This window comes from Bartonella sp. MR168JLCBS (assembly GCF_042194175.1).
In genome coordinates, this window is sequence record NZ_JBHIMP010000001.1 from 147,357 (window position 1) to 165,339 (window position 17,983).

A 17,983-nucleotide genomic window follows, 5' to 3' on the forward strand; every position below is an offset into this window, starting at 1 on the left:
ATTATTTTAAAGCTTTGAAAGATAGACTTTTTAATCATGCAACTTGATTGTGCACTTTATCAACATCCTAAACTTATTACTGTTTTTGGCGGATCTGGTTTTGTAGGACGACATGTCGTTGAAACTTTGACTAAGCGGGGATATCGCGTTCGTATCGCTGTTCGTTATCCACAAAAAGCTTATTACATGCTCCAAATAGGAGAAGTAGGACAAACCCAAATGCTTAAAACGGATATCAAGCATCGTGCCTCTGTTGCACGCGCGTTGCTTGGAGCTGATGCGGCAGTGTTTTTACCTGGTAGCTTAAAACAAGCAAATCAATCGAATTTTAAAAACACACAAATTGATGGTGCTTACAATGTTGCTGAATTAACAGCACAAGCTGCTATTCCACTCATCTATATGTCAGCACTTGTGGCTAACGAGAATGCTTCATGTCTTTATGCACGTGTTAAGTTTATGGGTGAACAAATCATTCATAACAAGCATCCTCAAGCAATTATTATCCGTCCATCCGTTATCTTTGGACCAGAGGATTGTTTCTTTAACACCTTAGCAGATTTGTCACGTTTTTTACCAATTATGCCTCTTTTTGGGGGTGGGCAAAGCAAATTGCAACCCGTGTATGTTGGTGACGTTGCTGAGTTTATCGCGCGCGCTTTAGATGAACAGGTTGCTTGGGGAAAAAATTATGATCTTGGTGGTCCCCAGATTATCACTTTCCAAAATACTCTTGAAAATATACTCAAAATTATTCACCGTAAAAAAACAATCCTATCCATGCCTCTTTCTGCTGGTCTATTGATTGGAGGAATTTTGGGAACTATCGGTAAATTTCCTTTTGTACCAACACTCGTAACAGCCAATCAAATACGTTTTTTGCAAATGGATAACATTGTTTCTAAAGAGGCTATAGAGAATGGATATACTCTAGAAGGTGTGGGAATTACCCCCAGAGCAATGGCTGCATTCTTGCCAAGTTATCTTTGGCGATTTCGTCCACATGGTCAATTTTCCAAAAACTTACTCGTCTAGAATAAATTTTTCCAGAAATGAGTTAATTATTTGATTTATAATTTATAGCTCGTTGTTAGCGGTTTTAAAATCAGAGTGCTCAATAGAGTAATGTCTTTGCATTTTTAATGCTCTATTCAGTATCACAAAAAATGTTTAATCGTATATCTATAGTATTTTGATAAAAATCGTTGAAAACAGGAGAAAAGCACTCCCTATAAACTGTCTTTATCCAAGAACAGATGCAACATTGGAATCCTAAAGAACCGATTCTGAATTGCCTATTCATAAATATGATAACCTATGGCTTTGCATTATATTATTTTGGTAGAAAGCTTAATAATGAGATTAAAGTAAGGTAATACTTCCTTTTTCAACAACCGCATAAGCGAGTAGAATACTCGTATACTACTTTCGATATTATCCCATAAAAAATCGATATAAAAACTATGAAGCAATGCACAATTTTTATTATTTAAAAGGTATTCTCTCTGGAGATTTTTAAAAGCTTTAACGTTACGTGAAAAGGATAGAGTTTTGTTTATATAATAAGACTTATCATGGAGATCTCTTATTCTGTCAGTAACATCATCACTCAGATTCATAAATGCATATTTGTTGCACAAATTTATGAAGATTTTAAAAGAGCTTTTTCACATAAAGAAGTCCTCTTCTTGTCTTGCATTTTTTTTTAATTTCTCCTACCGTCTTGGAAAAACTTATTTTAAAGGGATAAAGAATGGCAGCTCAAGATTTTGTTGTCAAAGATATTGCACTTGCCGCTTATGGTCGTAAAGAACTTGATATTGCTGAAACTGAGATGCCTGGTTTGATGGCTTGTCGTAAGGAGTTTTCCTCTAATCAACCTTTGCGCGGAGCGCGTATTTCTGGCTCATTGCACATGACAATTCAAACAGCTGTTTTAATTGAAACATTAAAAGCTATTGGCGCCGATATACGGTGGAGCTCTAGTAATATTTTTTCTACGCAAGACCATGCAGCAGCAGCTATCGCCGCAACTGGTATTCCTGTATTCGCCGTTAAGGGTGAAACATTGGAAGAATATTGGACTTATATAGATGCAATTTTCCAATGGCCAGATGGTAATCCTTCCAATCTTATTTTAGATGATGGAGCTGACGCCACAAACTATATTTTAATGGGAAGTCGTGCAGAACAAAATAAAGGTATCCTATCGCATCCCAAAACAGAAGAAGAAGAATTTTTTTTCAAACAAATACAAAAGCGTATGGATGCAACGCCAGGATTTTTTACACGACAGCGTGCAACAATTAAAGGTGTAAGCGAAGAAACCACAACAGGTGTAAACCGTCTTTATCAGTTACAAAAAGAAGGGCTTCTGCCTTTTCCTGCTATTAATGTCAATGATAGCGTCACTAAATCAAAGTTTGATAATAAATATGGATGTAAAGAATCATTGGTCGATGGTATTCGACGTGGAACAGACGTGATGATCGCTGGTAAAACTGCCATTGTCTGTGGTTATGGTGACGTAGGAAAAGGTTCAGCAGCATCTCTTTCTGGTGCTGGGGCTCGTGTTAAAGTAACAGAAATTGATCCTATTTGCGCTCTTCAAGCAGCTATGGATGGCTATGAAGTTGTTAATTTGGATGATGCTGCTTCCAGTGCTGATATTATCATCACGACAACAGGCAATAAAGATGTTGTTCGTTTAGACCATATGCGACAAGTAAAGGATATGTGTATTCTTGGAAATATTGGTCATTTTGATAACGAAATCCAAGTCGCAGCCCTTAGAAATTTGCCATGGACAAATATTAAACCACAAGTTGATATGATCACCTTTCCCGATGGAAAACGCATCATTTTGCTCTCTGAAGGGCGTTTGTTAAACCTCGGGAATGCGACTGGGCATCCTTCTTTTGTCATGTCAGCCTCATTTACTAATCAAGTTTTAGCGCAAATTGAACTTTTTACCCGTGCAGAACACTATACAAATGAAGTCACTGTTTTGCCTAAACATCTTGATGAAAAAGTTGCACGTCTACATCTTGATCGGTTAGGAATAAAATTAAGTGTTTTATCAGAAGAACAAGCGGCTTATATTGGAGTCACACCACAAGGACCTTATAAACCAAACCATTACCGTTACTAAACATTTCCTTGGGTTAAAAAAGGGAAAGATGTCGTGCGCAGCTTTGGTGACTATAACCCCAAAGAAAAAGCTCAAAAAATGATTCGAATCTATGCGTATATATTTTGCCTTTTTTTCTTTTTTTCTCCAACATGCGCTGTTGCTCAGCCACTGGAAGGTTATTTACCATTTTTCTTCATTTTACTAGATGGTCCATGGCTGCTTTTAGCACTGTGTGGAGGGATTTCTTGTGCTTCACTTCTCACGTGCTTGGCTGTTATTATGCGTGCAAAAAAAACTGCACAGAAGCCTTTGAATATAATTCAGGCAAATTTTTCTGAAAAACTTAAATATTATGAATGGCTTCTGGAAGAAACCGAGCAATTCCTTCTTATTTGGGAAAATCCAACAACCTTACCCCGTGTCGTTGGTGCCCTTTCTGCATTGCAAAAAATAGGAATCGACCAGAAAGATTTTCAGCGTTTTGAGCTCTGGGTTGAAGAAAATTCTCTGCGAGAACTTGATTATGCATTGACTCAACTACGTTGTAAATGTCACCCTTTTGATCTTTCTATCACCACCACAAACAATGTATTGCTGCAAGTTACAGGAGTCATCGCAGGAACAGTCGCTATTGCTCGTTTTCAAGATATCTCAAAACAACAGAGTGAAAATGCTCGTTTACAGAAAGATATCGCCCGCCTTCTTACTGAACTGAGAATGCAGCGTAATCTTCTTGATCTTATTCAAGAGCCCGTATGGATAAAAGATTGTGAAGGAAAAGTTTGTTTTATAAATCGCGCCTTTAGAGAAATGACAGACTTTCGTGAAGACAGTGATGAAGTGGGGGATCTTTTCAATGAAAATACACAACGTAAAACAGATGAAACAGAAACAATTTTTCAAGAACATGTTCACACAGTTATTGATGGAGAACGACATCGTTTTCATCTCACACGTATTACAACAGCCGAAGGGATGGCAGCTTTTGCGCGTGATGACAGCGCATATGAAAATCTTGCTCATGAATTAAGTTATGTTCTTCAAAGCCATTGTGAAACACTTGACCAAATTTCAACAGCTGTAGCTATTTTTGATACAAACCAAAAATTAAAATTCTGTAATCATGCTTTTAAAATTTTATGGCCGTTGGAGACTTCCTTTTTAGAAAGTGAACCAAGCCATACATTATTTCTTGAACGTTTACGTGAAAAAGGGCTCATTGCTGAACACCCCGATTGGCGCGCGTGGAAAGAAGAACTTTTTAAAGCCTATCGACAAACAGAATCGAACCAACAAATTTGGAATCTTCCAGATGGGCGTACGGTGCGTGTTATCTCGAACCCTCATCCACAAGGAGGTGTCACTTGGCTTTACGAAAACCTTACAGAAAAAATTGATCTTGAACGCCGTTATAATACACTTATTAAAATACAAGGTGAAACACTTGATAAACTTTCCGAAGGCGTGGTTGTTTTTGGTACTGATGGGCGCCTTCGTTTATCGAATCCTGCCCTGTCGAAATTGTGGTCGCTTCCCTATAATTTACTGGTAGAAGGGACCCATATTACACAGTTACAAAGCCATTGTTCAGCCTTAACCTTAGGACAAGAATGGGATCAATTTACCAAATTCATTACCGGTTTTGCTGAAAAACGTGAAACATATTCAGGTCGTATAGATCTTAAAAATGATATGATTATTGACTATACTCTGGTCCCTCTTCCCGATGGACAAACGATGCTTACTTTTGTGAATGTTACGGACACTGTCCATGTTGCGCGTGCTCTTCAAGAAAGAAATGAAGCATTAGAAAGTGCTGATCGTTTGCGTAATGAATTTGTTCAACATGTTTCCTATGAATTGCGTACACCTCTCACCAATATTATTGGATTTTCGGATATTTTACGTGATCAAATTTTCGGCTCTATCAATAAACGTCAACAAGAATATCTTGGGCATATTCATTCAGAATCAGGAACTCTTTTAAATATTGTTAACGATATTCTTGATCTTGCTACCCTTGATGCAGGCATTATGGAGTTGGACATAAAATCGGTTAATATTGCAGATGCTATGATACAAGCAGTAACACGTATAGAAGATCGCCTTAATGGACGCCATATTACGCTTTTACAACAAATTTCTCCTTCCTTAAATTCCATTTCTGCTGACGAAAAACGCTTGCATCAAATTTTTGTGAATGTGCTGAGTAATGCTATTAATTTTGCAACGGAGGCGAGCACTATTGAATTTTGCGTCGATGAACAAGATGATAACATTGTCTTTAGCGTTCACAATGAAGGCTCTGATATTCCAAAAGACGTCCTTGATCGTATTTTTAAACGTTTTTCTTCTCATTCACACCATGGGGGGCGTGCAGGAGCGGGTCTTGGCCTTTCCCTTGTGAAAAGTTTCGTTGAACTACACGGCGGGCATGTTGAGATTCTTACCGGTTCTGGAAAAGGAACAACAGTTAAATGTTTTTTCCCACTTCCCAAAGGAGATAAGATTTTTTAATTTCAATCTTTATTGTAACAAAAATTTTTCATCCATTTCATGGAACTCTTAATGAATTTTAGTTTTTTTCTTGAAAATGAAGAGGCAACAAAGCTTTTTGCACAACATTTAACCCTTTCTTTAAAGCCGGGGGATCTTGTAACGTTGCAAGGAGATCTTGGAACTGGAAAATCAACTATTGCACGTACAATCATCCAAACACTTACGAATGATAACACTATGGATGTTCCAAGCCCTACTTTTACTCTTGTGCAAAGCTATCAACTTCCACAGTTTGAAATTATTCATGCTGATCTTTACCGCCTTTCTATGGCAGAAGAAATTGATGAATTAGGGCTTCATGAAGCTCGTGAGAAAAATATTTTGCTTGTTGAATGGCCAGAAAGAAATACAGCTCTTTTAGAGCTTGCCACTTTTGCACTCACCTTACACTATAAAGAACATGGGCGTCATGTAACACTCAGATCAGCACAACATTCCATTGAACGTTTGCAACAGTCTTTTGCAATTCGTACATTTTAAAAAAACATCGACATGAGCATGGACCTCATCATTTTTTAATTGATAATACCTCTAATACGTACCGAAATTTGAAATGATGAACAACATAAAGAAGTCCCTCATGGCGGATCAACCATGAAGATGAGACGAAATACTGACTCTTTTATATAACAATGACATAAATTGCAAAGGACATCCGTTAATTTATAGGAATTTATCAATTTATTTTAGAGAATGTTTTTTGCCTTTCATATTTTTGGTAAAGGCTCCAAAAAAATCTTTTGATTCTAGAGAATAGTACAAGAGAATTTTAAATTGAAGTGGTAACCCTTTAGAAGAGCATTATATAATCTGTAGTGAATTGCTTACTTCTTTCTGCTTAAAAATTGTGAACTTCAGAAAAGTAATTTGCAAAGTTTTTTCTTAAAATCTCCTTATTTCTAGATTGATATTGCCTTTTTATGTGTTGAAAGCACTATCTATCTCAATAGTCTTATCCAAGAAGAAAATACCTCTATGAAATTATCATTCACCCAATATTTTTGACGCGCATATAAGGAAAGAATTGCCTATATTCTTCATACAGGGCAATTTTTTATAAAAAATAGTCAATTGAATCATGCATAAAAGTATGAATTCTTAAATTCATTTAACATTTTGATTTTATTATCTTTTTATTATAGTATAATGCAAAAAAGAATGTTTAAAAATCAAAAGGAGAGACAAAGCTTCTCTCCTTTATAGTGATTATATGTGGAATTAACTAAGCCCATCTTTTATCCATTCAGAAAGACGTCCTTTAGAGGTAGCGCCAACCATATTCGATGAAATATTTCCATTTTTAAACATTAATAATGTAGGGATAGAACGTACTCCGTATTGGGTAGCCAGTTCTGGATTTTCATCAATATTTACCTTAGCAATTTTAACTTGATTTTGCATTTCTATTGAAATTTCATCCAAAATTGGAGCAATCATTTTGCAAGGGCCACACCATTCTGCCCAAAAATCAACCACAACAGGGGTGGAAGAGGTTAGAACTTCACTTTCGAAATTGTCCTTATCAACTTTTATACACGTCATTGATTTATCCTTTATATTCACTTTTTATAGATTGGTATGATAACAATTCATATCAAGTTATTGCAAAGATAAATTATTAAAGGACTTTTTTACACCAGAGATTGTGTATTGTGTTTGTTTGGGCGATTTTATGAAAGTAAAAAAGTGTAAGGATACTTTGAAGGAAAGGAGTAACTTATTAACTTATAAGGCAACTTCACCAAGAAATGCCTCGAGTTTTTCTGGAGAAAGTTTAAAAATTTTGGCTTCTTTACTGTAGATAAGCAGAGCTTGGATATCTTTATCGGGATGAATAGCTTGCAACAATTTTCGGTAAAGAGCCATTTGCAACCAGTGATGGGAAGCAATAGCAGCTTCATTTTCTGGCGGGGTTCCTGTTTTAAAATCAGCAAAGATAATGCTGTTTTGCGTGATGTAGAGACGGTCAATTTGACCAGAAATTGCTTGTTCTTTTCCACGAATTTTCACTATACCCATTAAGGAGACCTCAGCACGTGAATGCTCAGAAAAAAGGGGCTTGAGGTAAACGTGATCTAATATTTTCCAAACATGGCGAAGAGCATCTTCTCTTTGGCTCTCATACCAATGAGAGGCTTTGATATTGAGATAGTTTCGAGCATAGTCTCGACGTTTTTGTAGGGGATAATCGGGTAAATATTGTAACAATCGGTGAACGATATTACCATATTCAATGGAAAAAGCTCTGTTAGTATTTGTTGCTCCTAAAACAGGGGAGGTGGTAAGCTGTTTTGGACTTGAGGACAGCTCTGTATCAGCTTCAATGGAAAGGCTCGCGACTGAGGGTTTTAACGGTTTTGGTAGCACTGGTTCTTCTGGTACTTTATGGGAGAAAAAAGCAGGCAAAGGTGGTAAGGTTTGGCATTCAGCGCAAGGGACTTTTGGGTTTATAGAAGCAGAGGAAGGAGATGTAATACAATAACGCCAAGCTGCAATATCTTCCGCAGAATCTTTTATAGCAAGAGCATGCGGTTCGAGGGCTTTTTTTACCAGTTGTAACCATGTATGAGATTGCGTTTTCTGGCCTTTATATCCACAAATAAACAAGCGATCTTCAGCACGTGTCATTCCTACATAAAGAAGGCGCCTATATTCTTCTTCTGCACGCTCTTTTAAATGTGAAATTGCTTGTTTAGAGGGTTTTGTATCAAAATTTTCATTGGGGCGCCAAATAAAGGCTTGTTTTCCATTCCATTGTGCATTGTTTAAAGAAACTTTAAGCAAGTGAGGCGCATGCTGAGGATGCCAAATCGCACTACCAGGATCGACCAAAAACACAATAGCAGCCTCTAGTCCCTTTGCAGCATGAACAGTCATGATGCGGATTTCTTCATTATTTTGTTCAAATTCACGTTTAATTTCTGGTTCGCTTGCACTTAATGTTTCTAAAAAAGCTTGTAATCCTGGTAATCCTGTTTTTTGAATAGTGAGCGTATAATCCATAAAAGCATCGAGCACATCATTTGCTTCAGATCCTAAACGAGACAGAATTTTTTGTCTTCCCTTATCATTATTCAAAATATGGCTATAAAACTCGAAAACCGGTATTTTATCCACTAAAGCGCGATAATGGTTTAGCTTTTCAAAAGCATCTTTAAAAGATGCCTGCGATGATGCGTGCGTAAATAAGCTTTGCCAAAGAGAGCCGGTGCGGTGTGCAGCAAGCTGATAGAGTTCCTCTTCACTAAGAGCAAAAAGGGGGCTTTTTAAAACACAAGCAAGAGAAAGATCATCTTGTGGCTGCAAAATAAAACGTGCAAGCGCCATTAAATCACGAATACTAATATGTTTGGTAAGCTGTAAACGATCAGCCCCTGCTACGGGAATATTGCGGTGTTTAAAAGCACGAGAAAGAGCTGAGACAAATTGATCACGTTTACGAACCAAGATCATAATATCACTTGCACGTATTAAGCGTCCTTTTGCTGGAAGCATTTCACCTTTTTGTAACCAGTTGGCAATAGTTTCAGCAATTTTTTCTGCTAAACGAACTTCAGGGGTATCTAAATGATCAACGCTTAAATGCCAATCATGAGGAAATTCACTCGTCTCTTGGGAAATAGCATCCCATATAACAACTTCACCGGGACTATGAACACGAATAGCTTCATGCACCGTTTTTGTATTTTCTGCCGAAAGTCCTTTGTAGTTTTCTGGTGTTTCAAAAACAATATCAACGCTTTTAAGAACATCCGCTGTAGAGCGAAAAGAGTAATGCAGTTGTATTTTTTCAAATTGCTGATTTGTTTGCTGCACTTTTTTTTGAATGATTCGTCCATTTTCAGCAAAATTTTCTGGAGCTGCGCCTTGAAAAGAATAAATAGATTGCTTTTCATCTCCAACAGCAAAAAGAGTCCGTATATTTGTTCGTTGGCTATAACCTGAGAAAAACTCTTGTGCCAACAGTTGAATAATTTGCCATTGCTCAGGATTAGTATCTTGTGCTTCATCAAGTAGAATGTGATCAAGACCACGATCAAGTTTATAATGCACCCATTGGCTTGCACCTTTACGCTGTAATAAATGAAGTGTACGCTCAATAAGATCGTCAAAGTCTAAGAAGCCATTAGCCTTTTTTAGATTCGTGTAGATTTTGAGATAAACAGCACATAACTGAAAAGCAGCCATATTGAGAGTAGCAACTTTTGCACATTGATATTTCTCTAAAAGAATAGAAAGCTTGTTTTGTTTATCTTCAAGCATTTGTTGAATAAAAGGCCAAATTTGGTCTGACTTTTTACGAGATAAATGTGAAAACTTACGTGGCTCACCTTTTATTGTAAAATAAATATCAGAAATAATATTGAGAATATTTGTCTCATCATGCACCTTTTCTAATTGGGAAAGTTTTTCCACCATATCCTTGCAGCTTTGACTACCATTGGTTTCACAATGGTTAAGAGCATAAAGAGGAAGGCGCGCTGTCTGTTTAATTTGTTCCAATAGACATTGGTTTGTTTCATCTGGCGCTAAGTTAAAAAGTGCACGCAATTTTTCTTCTCCATTTTCAGATAGAAGAGAAGATAAAAAATCAGATAATTTATGTTGCTTTTCCGTTGCTTCATAGAGCAATTGATTAAAAGTATGTTCGCTAATAACTTTAAATAACTGTTGTAAAGCAGGCTGTACATCACGACGAGCTAAAAGTTGGCGACGAGATTCTTGTAGTAATTTTTTTCGACTGATATCATCGGGAAGTTCAAAATGCCCTGCAATATTGGCTTCTAACATGAATTGATGCAAGAGAGATTCACAAAAAGCATGAATCGTTTGGATTTTTAAGCCACCAGGCGTTTCGAGAGCACGCGCGAAGAGTTGTCGTGCATAAGTTAGTTTTTGCGCATTAACAGTTTTTTTTTCAAACCGTGTTAAGGTTTCTTGCAGCTGTGCGTCATCGAGTTCATTCCAACTGGAAAGCGTGCGAAAAATTCGTGATTGCATAACAGCAGCAGCAGCTCTTGTATAAGTAAGGCATAAAATACGTGCTGGAGGCGTACCGTTTAAAAGCAAACGGATAACACGTTCACTTAAAACATGGGTTTTTCCAGATCCAGCATTTGCAGAAACCCACACGTTTTTTTGGGGATGTGTTGCCGTTGCTTGTGCATCAAGAGCGGCTTCAGGAATAGAAAAAATCGTCATGATTACTCTTCTTTATGAAAACCACTTGACCATTCCCACAACCGAGCCAAATGGTCGTAGTCGCCTTCATATCGTTTTGACATGGGGACAGCATATGAGAGATAGCCTTGTTGTGGATTTTGATAATAAGTTATGAGTGCGATAAGATTTTCCCATGCATTTTCACCAAGATTAACAGCACTTAGGTGAGTTTTTCCGTCTTTTTTCTTTAAAAGAATTGATTGGGATTTAATTTCACCTTTTTTGTTAAGGGGTATGTAAAATAAATTTGAGGGAGTAAAATCTTGAAAATCTGGGAATCCCCCTTGTATGAGTAAAGCTGTTTCTAAAGCCAATTGCGGAAATAATAATTCACGAACTTGTTTTGATGAAGGAGGGGTACCAGTTTTGAAATCTAGAATTTCAACTGTTTTATCTGGCAAAACATCAAGACGATCAGCACGTCCTGAAAGGGTTACCCCTGTTGTTCCTATAGGGATTTTTTGTGATACCACTTCCGAATATCGCTCTCGCAGTCCTAAACTTTGTTCCCATTGAATAAGGCGTGGAGCAAGATTTTCAAAACTATTCCACCAAATTACTTCAATGTCGGGTGGAAAATTGAATTTATCAAACTCTTTACGTCCAATAGAAAGCAGCACATTGAGTGCATTTGCAGCATTTGGATTTTTTATTTGTGTGCAAAAAGCTGCAAGAATAGCGTGATAAAGTGTTCCACGTTCTGAAGCGCTAGGATCATGAATAAGTTCTTTAAGTGGTTTGAGCCGTAAGATTTTTTTAGCATAAATAGCATAAGGATCATACCGCAATGTTTCTATTTCAGTGACTGAAAAATGACGCGGACGTATATCAAGAGGTGGAGCAGGGCAAGGACGTTCCACCTCAGAAGTTATGCTTGTATGATCAAGCATCTTTGCCCAATGGCGTAGTATTTCACCTCGTTCACGGATTTTTTTCCAAACCTGTTTCCCTACAACTGTTTCCATGCGTTGTAGCCAGCGTGAAGGAATGGAGGGTGTATGATTAACGCGCAATGCGCGACTCATCACCACTTTATCCATTCCCATCGCCCATTGAAAATCATGCGCGGAAAGACCAATATGCTGCTCTGGTGGCTCCAGAGTTAACATCATTTTCATCGGTCGCGATAAAAAAGCATCATTTCGGGTTGATATCGGCCATGACCCTTCATTAAGACCGCCGATGACCACTGTATCAACTGTTTGCAAACGTGATTCCAAGGTACCCCAGATGAATAAACGTGGATGTCCTCCAGGCGAAGGTGTGACGGAACGGGTTACTATTATGGCAGAAAACATAGCGGGCCATTCGCAAAGATGAAATGTTAATCCTGATTGATCACTGACCAATTCACGTAAAAATTTTGATAGGGCTTGTCCTGCTTCGTGTTGATAAAGATGTGCAAGAGAATTATCTTCATTGCGACCAAAATTTTCAAAAACCTCAACAGTTGCTATCGCAGCTTCGGTGATGGTGCATTCTTTCTCTTTTTTCATAAGAGATGTTAAAGGTTCAACAGCTTTCCTCAAAAGATGACAAAGGAAACGTGCTTCTTCACATTTCTGCTGATCAAGAGCGTTGATTTCAGAACTATTATGAAAGTGCGTTTCAATCCATTTTTCAAGAAATTGATCACATTCGCAAAGATTGATGCGCCCTGTATTCCCTCGAAGAATAAAAAGTTCAAAATTTTCTGCCATTTCGCGTAAACGATGACGGTTTTGTTGGAGTGTTGTCAGAGGATGTTTAAGAAGAGAAAGAAAAGCAATGGGATCATCGGGTTGCAACACATTTTCTAAAATAAGCCGTAAGAGAGTTACAGGCAATGTTTGTGCAAGTGGTATTCCGCTTGAATCATTTGCTTCAATTCCAAATCTCTGTAATTCCACAGCAACACGGCGTGCTAAATTACGGTCATTTGTAATAAGGGCCGCAGTTTTTTGGGGTTCTTCAATAGCTTTACGTAAGGTAACAGCTATAGCGAGAGCTTCTTCACGTTCATTTATAGCTTCAATAAATGACCAATCTGCACAAAGATTTTCATAATCATCACGGACAATTTGTATCCATTTATCTGTTGTAGAAGCTGGTCGGAGTGCTTCTGATAAAAGAGCCATTCGTCTTTTCTTTGTTATACTTTGTTGGCCAATTTCGCAAACATGATGACGTTGACACTCCATGAGAGTTAGAAGTTTTTTTAAATGATATTGAGGATGGCTAAAAACATTTTCTGCAGGATCAAAAAAATCACAAGCTGTTTTTTCTTTATGGCTTGTGCATAGTGCATTCCATTGTTCTTCATCCATATGAAGATCAAGGCCAGGAAGAACAACAGCCCCTTTTGGCAGAGAAGCTATAACCTTTAAAAGATGAGAAACTGCGGGCATAGAACCTGACACACCAGCTGCAATGACCGGTTTATCAGGCGGCATACGTCGTAAAGTCTCTGCGTGCATTGTGAGTGCTTGATTACGCCATTCAGCGGGATTACTTCGTTGTCTTTCTGTCAAGATTTTTGGCCAATTTTGCGTAACAATAGTCAAGAAATCGAGCGTTATTTGCCACCATTCAGCGACCATATCAGGTGCAATATTTTTAAGTTTTGACCAGTCTGCTCCTTCTGTTTCAATTTCGTCCATCAAGTGTGCTAAATCTTGCGCAAGCCAAATCGCATCAGCACTATGAGCCGGAATAAGCACATCTTCTGTGCCAAACATGGCACGCAGATGCGCAGGTAAATTTTCACGCCATGGACGAATAAGGCGTGCTAAAAGTAAAAGACGTTCGCTTTCTCCAATAGGCGGATCGAGAGTGCTGGTATGATTTTCAACAAAAAGGAAACTGTCTTCATCTACATCTCCTAGAGCACGAATGGTTGGCAAGAATGTTGATTGTGTATCACTTCTTTCAACAAAGGCTAAACGCAAAGCGCGAGCAGCACGACGTGTCGGAACATAAATAAGGCTATCGGCAAGGGCAGTTTGAATATCTCCACTGGAAGCGAAATTATCAATAAGGCTACCAGAGAGTAGTGCATCAACAAAGTGAGGCAAAAAAGCAGTTCCCGGAGAAATAGAAAAGACACGCGGTTTATAGGTCATATGATCTCATATTTGGGATAACAAATTTCAGCTTATTGATTATTTGTATTATTTTGACTGTATACAATATTTATACAAGGAAAAACTGAAAAGCTATATTTATACAGCAGATTTTTTATTTTAGATTTAAAAAATCAGTTTCATAAATAATATTTTCCCATAAAAAGCTTGGGAAAAAAAATAATATTTCCACCCTTCACAGCGAAAATAGATTACTTTGATGGAGAGAGTTTTGCAAAAGTTTATCGTGCAAGCCTCTATTTTGCTAGGATTACATCCCTTATGCAAAATAGAATGCCCAAAAATATCATTATGTTGCAATTTTATATGTTTGTTTTTAAAGAGACATCTTTCATTGTACTTGAGCTTACCTCGTAATGTCGTCCCGTAAATAATATAAATGAATAGTATAACTTAAACTTCCGTGAATGGGATAAGATACACCACACACCACCATCGTTACATCATAACGCTACAAACCACCATCATCACTTTTTTACCCTCACCCAATATTTTGAAAGCTCTTGGCTATGGAGAAGATTTATAAGAGGCTTTGTATTTCTTGCTTCCAGTGTTTTACGCACACATCAATCCTACTTATGACATGCAAACAAACGATTTTGATTGTTTCAATATAAGAAACTTATAATATTCAGATTTTTAACCCAATATAAAAAATGATAAATTATCATTATAAATCAAATTATTGTAGAAAATATTTTTCTTTATTTTAAGAGCGTACTTGGTAATCTTTAAAAGCAGAAAATTTTATTTTAGGAGCTCTTTCTGCCTCATAATTCAATGAAAAATGATTCTCCGCTAAAAAGACTGGATCACCTTCTAAATCATACGCAATAGCAGAGCGGTGATTGCTGAGAAACTTTTGCAACTCATCTTTGCTCTGCGCTGAAATCCAACGACATAAATTAAAACGCGCAGACTCAAAATTCACTGGCAAAGAATATTCTATTTTTAATCGTTCTTTTAAAACATCAATTTGCAAAGCACCAATAACACCAATGAGAGAAGGCGACCCATCATCAGGAATAAACAATTGTACAACCCCTTCTTCAGCCATTTGTTGCAAAGCTTCTTTGAGCTTTTTTGCTTTCATTGGATCGCCCAAACAAACACGACGCAAAATCTCTGGTGCAAAATTTGGTACTCCCTTAAAGAGGATATCTTCTCCTTCAGTCAAAGTATCGCCAATACGCAATGTTCCATGATTAGGAATCCCTACGATATCACCGGCATAGGCTTGATCAGCAATTTGGCGTGAACGCGCAAAGAAAAATTGTGGAGCCGAAAGTGTCATTGGTTTTCCTGTTCGAACCAACTTTGTCTTCATACCACGTTCAAGTGTTCCCGAACATACCCGAAAAAATGCAATACGATCACGATGATTAGGATCCATATTTGCTTGAATTTTAAAAACAAATCCCGTCATTTTAGGTTCCATGGCTATGACATTGCGCTGATCTGCACTTTGGTCACGAGGACTTTGACCAAAATCAATAAGCGCATTGATCAAATCACGAACACCAAAATTTCGCAAAGCTGAACCAAAATAAACCGGAGTCATATGACCTTCACGGAAAGCTTGAAGATCAAAATTCTTGCAAACACTTTGAGCGAGTTCTACCCCTTCAATAAAAGTTGAATGTTGATATTCAGGAAGTAAATGGACAACCTCTCTGGGATTTGAAACTATCTGCTGTGTTATCTCATCATCTTTTTGACGAAAACGATTATGATAAAGGTCATAGGTACCAACAAAATCTTTACCCGTACCAATTGGCCATGTTATAGGCGCAGTATCAAGAGCAAGCTTTTCTTCAATTTCATCTAAAAGCTCTATAGGATCACGTGCCTCACGATCCATTTTATTGATAAACGTAACAATAGGAATATCCCGCATCCGACACACTTCAAACAATTTTAATGTTCTAGGCTCAATTCCCCGTGCCGCATCCAAAACCATGACAGCACTATCAACAGCTGTGAGTGTGCGATAGGTATCGTCCGCAAAGTCCTCATGTCCTGGAGTATCTAGGAGATTAAAAATATGATTTTCATATTCAAACGTCATCACCGAAGTTACAACGGAAATACCACGATCACGCTCAATATTCATCCAATCAGAACGGGTTTGAATACGATCTTTTTTGGCTTTTACTTCTCCTGCAAGTTGAATAGCACCACCAAACAATAAAAGCTTTTCTGTCAATGTTGTTTTCCCAGCATCTGGGTGAGCAATAATTGCAAATGTACGGCGTCGCTTTACTTCCTGCACTCTCTTTTCCATTATTCCTCCACAGGACGTGCAAGCGCTTCAGCAATCAGTGCACGCATTTCATTAATCCCATAAAGCGCTATAAATGATCCCCATCGTGGACCTCGCTCTTGTCCCAGAAGGACTTCATACAACATTTGAAAAAAAACATTGGAAACACCAGGCCCACCTTCAGGGCTTTTTTTGCTATGATCTTGATAGCGTTCCGTTAACCGCGCAACATCAAGAAGCATATTTTGTAGCATATTGCCATCAACAGTTTCAGGTAAATTAGCTAATTTTTCATCAATTTGTGCTAATGTTGCTCGTTCGCTATCATCAGGGAGCCGGAATTTTTTGTTTGGTTTAACAAAAACATCAAAATATCTAATGGCAAACTTCACTAATTGATTAAGTTCTGGATAAGTTTGTGCATTTGCTCCTTTAGCGTAACGAGAAATAAAACCCCAAAGAACTTCTGCATTCTCCGCATTTGAAGCACTTACCAAATTTAAAAGCATCGCAAAGGAAACAGGCAAATCAACCTGCGGAGGACAACCATTATGAATATGCCATACAGGATTATTCAACCGCTCTTTCCATTCTTGGCGACCATAGGCTGAAAGATGCGCATAGTATTCATCAACCGCTTTAGGAATGACATCAAAATAAAGCCTTTTTGCTGTTTTAGGCTTTGAAAACATATAAAGCCCTAAACTCTCTGTTGGGGCATAAGTAAGCCATTCATCAATGGTTAAGCCATTTCCCTTGGATTTGGAAATTTTCTGCCCTTTCTCATCTAAAAATAGCTCATAGTTGAATCCTTCTGGGGACTTCCCACCTAATACTTTACAAATTTTAGAAGAAAGATTTGTGGAATCGATAAGGTCTTTTCCTGCCATTTCATAATCAATGCCAAGTGCTGTCCAACGCATTGCCCAATCCACCTTCCACTGACATTTAACCTTGCCCCCCGTAACCTCTGTTTCTATGGTTTCTCCTGTTTCTGGTTCGATATAAGTAACTGTACCTTTTTCAACATTACGCTCAATCATCGGTACCTGTAATACTTTTCCAGAAAAGGGAGAAATTGGTAAAAAGAGCGAATAGGTCGCTTGCCGCTCTGCACCCAATGTTGGTAAAATAATTGCCATAACCTTGTCATAACAGGCAAGGATTTTCAAAAGTGTTTCATCAAAACGACCAGAATGGTAATAATCCGTAGCACTTGCAAATTCATAATCAAAACCAAAACGATCAAGGAAAGCCCGTAGCCGCGCATTATTTGCTGCCCCAAAAGAAGGATAGTCATCTCCAAAAGGGTCGGGTACACGGCTCAACGGTTGACCAAGATAATGTTCCATCCTCTCGCGATCAGGCACATTCTCAGGAACCTTGCGCAAACCATCCATATCATCAGAAAAACAAAGCAATTTTGTTTTTACTTTATTCTCCGTAAGAATATGAAATGCATGACGCACCATGGTTGTACGTGCAACTTCCCCAAAAGTACCAATATGCGGTAAACCAGAAGGTCCATAACCTGTTTCAAATATCACACTGTCTGGATAACCCGTCTTTTCATACCGTTTGATAATCTTACGTGCTTCTTCAAATGGCCAAGTTCTCGATTGAAAAGCCGCATCTTTTAATTCAGGCGCAAGGTTAAGGGTATCACACTGATCACGCATCATT

At 37.9% G+C, this 17,983-nt stretch carries 9 protein-coding genes; 4 read left to right on the top strand and 5 right to left on the bottom strand.

The features are described from left to right. The first annotated feature begins 36 nt into the window (after window positions 1–36). From ACFIK8_RS00530 to tsaE, 4 genes are all read left to right on the top strand, one after another. Window positions 37–1,035, top strand: coding sequence for a complex I NDUFA9 subunit family protein (locus ACFIK8_RS00530; protein WP_375646948.1), 999 nt, complete (start codon window positions 37–39; stop codon window positions 1,033–1,035). Window positions 1,036–1,753: 718 nt separating this feature from the next. Next, entirely contained in the window at window positions 1,754–3,151 is a 1,398-nt protein-coding gene (ahcY, locus tag ACFIK8_RS00535) for an adenosylhomocysteinase (RefSeq protein WP_375668840.1), read from the top strand. 33 nt (window positions 3,152–3,184) lie between these two features. Beyond that, a complete protein-coding gene (locus ACFIK8_RS00540; protein ID WP_375668842.1) occupies window positions 3,185–5,650 on the top strand; it encodes a PAS-domain containing protein in 2,466 nt (821 codons plus the stop codon). A gap of 51 nt (window positions 5,651–5,701) precedes the next feature. Then, window positions 5,702–6,172, top strand: a complete 471-nt coding sequence (tsaE, locus tag ACFIK8_RS00545) for a tRNA (adenosine(37)-N6)-threonylcarbamoyltransferase complex ATPase subunit type 1 TsaE (RefSeq protein WP_375668844.1) — start codon at window positions 5,702–5,704, stop codon at window positions 6,170–6,172. A 738-nt stretch (window positions 6,173–6,910) separates the two neighbouring features. On the opposite strand, the gene trxA is transcribed toward tsaE, so the two are convergent. The 5 genes from trxA to ACFIK8_RS00570 form a co-directional block, all read right to left on the bottom strand. Then, entirely contained in the window at window positions 6,911–7,234 is a 324-nt protein-coding gene (gene trxA, locus ACFIK8_RS00550; protein WP_375635373.1) for a thioredoxin, read from the bottom strand. Between the two features lie 183 nt (window positions 7,235–7,417). Next, window positions 7,418–10,894 carry a double-strand break repair helicase AddA gene (addA, locus tag ACFIK8_RS00555; protein WP_375668845.1) on the bottom strand — a complete coding sequence of 1,159 codons (3,477 nt, stop codon included), beginning with the start codon at window positions 10,892–10,894 and terminating at the stop codon, window positions 7,418–7,420. A 2-nt stretch (window positions 10,895–10,896) separates the two neighbouring features. Then, window positions 10,897–14,016, bottom strand: coding sequence for a double-strand break repair protein AddB (gene addB / locus ACFIK8_RS00560; protein ID WP_375668846.1), 3,120 nt, complete (start codon window positions 14,014–14,016; stop codon window positions 10,897–10,899). Window positions 14,017–14,746: 730 nt separating this feature from the next. After that, entirely contained in the window at window positions 14,747–16,321 is a 1,575-nt protein-coding gene (locus ACFIK8_RS00565) for a peptide chain release factor 3 (RefSeq protein ID WP_208438469.1), read from the bottom strand. Beyond that, window positions 16,321–17,982, bottom strand: coding sequence for a lysine--tRNA ligase (locus tag ACFIK8_RS00570; protein ID WP_375635370.1), 1,662 nt, complete (start codon window positions 17,980–17,982; stop codon window positions 16,321–16,323). The genes ACFIK8_RS00565 and ACFIK8_RS00570 overlap by 1 nt, the downstream gene beginning before the upstream one ends. Between the last annotated feature and the right edge of the window lies 1 nt (window position 17,983).

Excerpts from the sequence above, each read along its gene's own strand:
- ACFIK8_RS00530 (WP_375646948.1), top strand. The coding sequence starts at position 37 with ATGCAACTTGATTGTGCACTTTATCAACATCCTAAACTTATTACTGTT.
- ahcY (WP_375668840.1), top strand. The coding sequence starts at position 1,754 with ATGGCAGCTCAAGATTTTGTTGTCAAAGATATTGCACTTGCCGCTTAT.
- tsaE (WP_375668844.1), top strand. The coding sequence starts at position 5,702 with ATGAATTTTAGTTTTTTTCTTGAAAATGAAGAGGCAACAAAGCTTTTT.
- trxA (WP_375635373.1), bottom strand. The coding sequence starts at position 7,234 with ATGACGTGTATAAAAGTTGATAAGGACAATTTCGAAAGTGAAGTTCTA.
- addA (WP_375668845.1), bottom strand. The coding sequence starts at position 10,894 with ATGACGATTTTTTCTATTCCTGAAGCCGCTCTTGATGCACAAGCAACG.
- addB (WP_375668846.1), bottom strand. The coding sequence starts at position 14,016 with ATGACCTATAAACCGCGTGTCTTTTCTATTTCTCCGGGAACTGCTTTT.
- ACFIK8_RS00565 (WP_208438469.1), bottom strand. The coding sequence starts at position 16,321 with ATGGAAAAGAGAGTGCAGGAAGTAAAGCGACGCCGTACATTTGCAATT.
- ACFIK8_RS00570 (WP_375635370.1), bottom strand. The coding sequence starts at position 17,982 with ATGATGCGTGATCAGTGTGATACCCTTAACCTTGCGCCTGAATTAAAA.